Genomic DNA, 2,679 nt, shown 5'->3' with positions numbered 1-2,679 from the left:
GGTGGTCCTGCATCTTCGCACCCACATTGGCATTGTCCTTCACCACCGGAATGCCCAGCGACTGCAGCAGCGCGCCGGGCCCGATGCCGGAGAGCTGGAGAAGCTGCGGCGAGTTGATGGCGCCGCCCGAGACGATCACCTCCCGCCCGCGCACCTTCAGCGACTGGCCGTTCTGCACATAGGCCACGCCCACCGCGCGGTTACCCTCGAAGATGATGTTGGTCGCCTGCGCATTGGTCTCGACCTTCAGGTTCTTCCGCTTCATCGCGGGCCTGAGGAAAGCGCGCGCCGCCGAATTGCGGATGCCGCCCTTGATGGTGAACTGGTAGAGGCCCACCCCTTCCTGCTCCGCACCATTGAAGTCGGGCGTATGCTTCAATCCTGCCTTCTCGGTTGCCTCCAGATAGGGCTTGCACAGCGGATGCGCCTGTTCCCCAAGATCGGTGATCGTCAGCGGCCCGCCAAGCCCGCGATAGGCTGGGTCGCCCTCGGCATAGCCCTCCATCGCCTTGTAGGCGGCCAGCACCTCGTCCCAGCCCCAGCCCACGTTGCCCGCTGCCTTCCAGTCCTCGTAGTCGGCCTGGTGGCCGCGGATATAGACCATGGCGTTGACCGAGGATGAGCCGCCCAGCAGCTTGCCGCGCGGGTAGTAGTCGCGCTGGCCGTTGAGACCGGGGTCGGGCTCGGCCTGGTACATCCAGTTGACCGACTTGTCATAGAAGGTCTTGCCGTAGCCCAGCGGCATCTGCACGAAGAAACGGCGGTCGCTGCCGCCCGCCTCGAGAAGCAGCACGCGATGGCGGCCATTGGCCGTCAGCCTGTCGGCCAGCACGCAGCCCGCAGATCCGGCGCCCACGATGATATAGTCGAACGTGTCTGTCACGATTGCCCTGCCGCTGGTGAGGATCGTCCGCCTTTTGCGCCAGTTCGGGCAATGGAAACAAGTGTTTCCGGCTCACGACCGGTTAGAAATTTTCATCGCCCCCACGCCGCCTTAGCTGCTAGAAGCGGGTCATTCCGGGAGGGCAGTTTCCATGAAAGTCAAAGACCTCAAAGTCTTCATCGTCGGCAATCCGCCGCCCTCCTGGGGCGGGCGCTATTTCATCTTCGTCAAGCTGACGACAGACAACGGCATCACCGGCATCGGCGAATGCTATTGCGACACATTCGGCCCCAAGGCCATGACGGCGATGATCGAGGACACCTTCTACCGCTACATCGAAGGCATGGATCCGTTCCACCTCGAAAGCATGTGGCGCAAGGTCTATGGCTCGGGCTTCTCCATGCGGCCTGACATCTCGCTCATGGGCGTGCTCTCCGGCCTCGAGATCGCGCTGTGGGACATCAAGGGCAAGGCCCTCAACAAGCCGGTCTATGAACTCCTCGGCGGCCGCGTGCACGAGAAGCTCCGCTCCTACACCTACATCTATCCCGATCCCGCCAAGGGCCAGGACTCGACCATCTTCTGGAACGCCGAACAATCCGCCGAGCGCGCCGCCCATTATGCGCAGCGCGGCTTCACCGGCATCAAGTTCGATCCCGCCGCCCCCTATTCCGCCTTCGACCCGCGCCAGCCCTCGCTCGAATCGATGGAGCTCTGCGTCAAGTTCTGCAAGCTCATCCGTGAGGCGGTCGGCACCAAGGCGGACCTGCTGTTCGGCACCCACGGCCAGTTCACGGCGTCCGGCGCCATTCGCTTTGCAAAGAAGATCGAGCCCTATGACCCGCTCTGGTTCGAGGAGCCGACGCCGCCGGACAAGCCGGAAGAAATGGCACTCGTTGCCCGCGGTACATCGATCCCGATTGCCACCGGCGAGCGCCTCACCACCAAGTATGAATTCGGCCGCGTGCTCGAGAACCGTGCGGCCTCCATCCTGCAGATGGCGCTGGGCCGCGTGGGCGGCCTGATGGAAGCCAAGAAGATCGCCGGCATGGCGGAGACCTTCTATGCCCAGATCGCACCCCATCTCTACGCAGGCCCTGTCGAGGGTGCGGCCAACATCCACTACGCCGCCTCGCTTCCCAACTTCCTCATCCTCGAATCGATCGAGGAATGGGGCGGCTTCCACGCCGACCTCCTCAAGAAGCCCATCCTCTGGCAGGACGGCTATGTGATCCCGCCCACCGAGCCCGGCCTCGGCATCGAGCTCAACGAAGAGGTGGCGGAAGCCCACCCCTACACCGGCACCAACCTCCACCTCGAAATGACCAACCGCCCCCTGCGCAAGGAAGAATAGATCATGCATTACGGTTACATCGGCCTCGGCAACCTCGGCGGCCACCTCGCGCATTCGCTCGTCAAGAAGGGCTACAAGGTCACGGTGTTCGACCTCGACCGCTCACTGGGCGAACGCCATGTCAAGGACGGTGCAACATGGGCAGCGACGCCCGCGGAACTCGCCGCCAATGTCGATGCCGTCTTCACCTGCCTGCCATCTCCTACCGTGTCGGAAAAGGTGCTGGCGCAGATCCTCACCACGCTGAAGCCCGGCTCGACTTGGATCGAAAACTCCACCAACGGCCGTGACGAGATGATCCGCCTCGCTGGCATGGCGGAGGCCAAGGGCATCAAGGTTCTGGAAGCCCCCGTCACCGGCGGCGTGCACCTCGCCGCACGCGGCGAGATCACCGTGCTGGTGGGCGGCGACAAGGACCTGTTCGAGCTTCACCGCCCGGCGC

The 2,679-nt window shown here is 63.7% G+C and carries 3 protein-coding genes; 2 read left to right on the top strand and 1 reads right to left on the bottom strand.

Going from position 1 to position 2,679, the window contains the following annotated elements; genetic code table 11:
- On the bottom strand, positions 1–883 hold an 883-nt coding region (locus ACILRA_RS21855; RefSeq protein WP_395664147.1), incomplete at its 3' end, for a GMC family oxidoreductase.
- A 151-nt stretch (positions 884–1,034) separates the two neighbouring features.
- On the opposite strand from ACILRA_RS21855, the gene ACILRA_RS21850 reads away from it, so the two are divergent.
- On the top strand, positions 1,035–2,237 hold the full coding sequence (locus ACILRA_RS21850; protein WP_395664146.1) for a mandelate racemase/muconate lactonizing enzyme family protein: 1,203 nt from the start codon (positions 1,035–1,037) through the stop codon (positions 2,235–2,237).
- A 3-nt stretch (positions 2,238–2,240) separates the two neighbouring features.
- A partial coding sequence (locus ACILRA_RS21845; RefSeq protein WP_395664145.1) for an NAD(P)-dependent oxidoreductase occupies positions 2,241–2,679 on the top strand: 439 nt, incomplete at its 3' end.

Source organism: Aestuariivirga sp., assembly GCF_044239095.1.
Lineage (GTDB): Bacteria > Pseudomonadota > Alphaproteobacteria > Rhizobiales > Aestuariivirgaceae > Aestuariivirga.
Note: the sequence above shows the minus strand (reverse complement) of the source record. Positions and strands in the feature narration are given on the sequence as shown.

What these genes read in the sequence shown, in the direction of transcription:
- ACILRA_RS21850 (WP_395664146.1), top strand. Translation starts at nt 1,035, where the DNA reads ATGAAAGTCAAAGACCTCAAAGTCTTCATCGTCGGCAATCCGCCGCCC.